This window comes from Paenibacillus sp. CAU 1782 (assembly GCF_054551715.1).
The window spans coordinates 1-1,781 of the sequence record NZ_JBTOLL010000011.1 but is presented as its reverse complement, the minus strand read 5'-3'; the positions used below and the strand labels follow the sequence as shown (position 1 = coordinate 1,781).

The 1,781-nt window shown below is 53.1% G+C and carries 2 protein-coding genes; both read left to right on the top strand.

Annotation, left to right across the window (positions count from 1 at the left end; translation table 11 throughout):
* On the top strand, positions 1 to 706 hold a 706-nt coding region (locus ACX93W_RS19155), incomplete at its 5' end, for an electron transfer flavoprotein subunit alpha/FixB family protein (protein ID WP_459393985.1).
* An 889-nt stretch (positions 707 to 1,595) separates the two neighbouring features.
* Positions 1,596 to 1,781, top strand: a 186-nt coding sequence (locus ACX93W_RS19150) for a transposase (RefSeq protein WP_459393984.1), incomplete at its 3' end; no start/stop codon positions are given.

Here is a 1,781-nt window from a genome sequence, read left to right as displayed (position 1 = left end):
CCTCCCCCCCCCCCCCCGGGTGGCGGCGGCCTTCAGCGCCGGCCACATCGCCGATGTCATCGCCATCCATAATGAGGGGGGCGGCGATGACTTTAGCTTTACCGCTCCGCTGTATGCAGGCAAAGCCTTGCAGCGGCGGGCTTTTGCTCACGACGTCATGCGGGTCGTGACTGTTCGCCCGAACAATTTGCCCCCGGCGGAGCCGCTCCCCGAGGGCGGAAAAACCGGCTCGGTCGTCGAGCTGCGCTTTACTCCACCGCCCCTTCTCACGACGCTGCGCGGTATCGTGCGCAGAACAAGCGGCGCCATCGACCTGGCCGAAGCCGACATCGTGGTCGCCGGTGGCAGAGGCGTGCGCAGCGCGGCCGGCTTCGAGCCGCTTCAAGCGCTGGCAGAGGCGCTGGGAGGCGCAGTCGGAGCTTCACGCGCCGCTTGCGACGCCGGCTACTGCGACTACTCCCTGCAGATCGGGCAGACGGGCAAGGTCGTAACGCCAAAGCTCTATATCGCCTGCGGAATCAGCGGCGCGATTCAGCATCTGGCTGGCATGAACCAGTCCAAAACCATCATCGCCATCAATAAAGATCCCGAAGCCCCTATTTTTGGCATCGCCGACTATGGAATTGTAGGAGATTTATTCGAGGTTGTCCCGCTATTCATTGAAGAAGTACGGCGGATAAAACCTTCACCTGATCAGTCCGCTTAAAGAGCACCTTAAAGTGCACCATAATTGCGGATTTAAAAAGGCTCACTCCAGAAATCAGAACTTGATCGTCAATGAGAGGGGGCGCTGCAACCCAAAAGGCTCTTTCGGCTGCTGCGTCCGGCGGTGTGACCATCGTGCAAATCTTTTGAAGACCGATCGAAACTGGGAACTTGCCGCAAGCATCCGAGCTGCATGACTACGGACTGTATGTGTACAGACAGTATGTCTGCAAACTGTCTGTCTACAGACTGCAAGCCTAGAAATTGTATGTCTGCAAACTGGATGCCTACAGGACCGGAAGCTTACGGACATCGACGACCGTTAGGAGCCACTTTCTAAGGAAATTCAATTTCTAAAGGACATCAGTGACCGTAAAAACTGATTTTCGACGCCTATACGCCACTTTTGAGCTTCTAACGGACAGCGGTGACCGTTACGTGAGGCGAATCCTGCCATTTGAGGCTCTAACGGTCATCGATGACCAGTAAACTACTTGCCGGGTAGAAAGGTTCCTTTCGATTTCCAAAGAAATGCCCCATCCAGTGCAAGAAAGTTCGACTAACAATGCGATTTGAGGAACAGTAACAGGGGGTCAGGTAACATTAACTGGTTTAAAAGCAATTGGCCGGAGGCTGACTTCGGTTAAGAGCACCCATGGCAGATGTCAGATGTCAGATGCCAGATGTCAGATGTCAGATGCCAGATGTCAGATGTCAGATGTCAGATACTCATTTTACGCCATTAACTATTACTTCCAGCATGTATGTAACAGGTTGTTGTGTTTTGACGTGATAAGCCCCTCGAATGGAGTGGAGTGCTACTATAAAAATGCAGTCGAAAAACACCCTCGTATGAAATAAAATGAAAGCAGACGAGGGGACGAGAGACAATGAATCAATACGACAAAACATTCAAAGAAGAAGCGGTACGATTGAGCGATGAGATTGGTCCCAAGAAAGCCGCCGATCAATTAGGCGTGCCTTACCATACGTTGCAGGGGTGGAGAAAACAAAGAGCCCTGCACGGCGATGGAGCGCATATCGGAAGCGGACGCGCTTATGCATCTACGGATAAA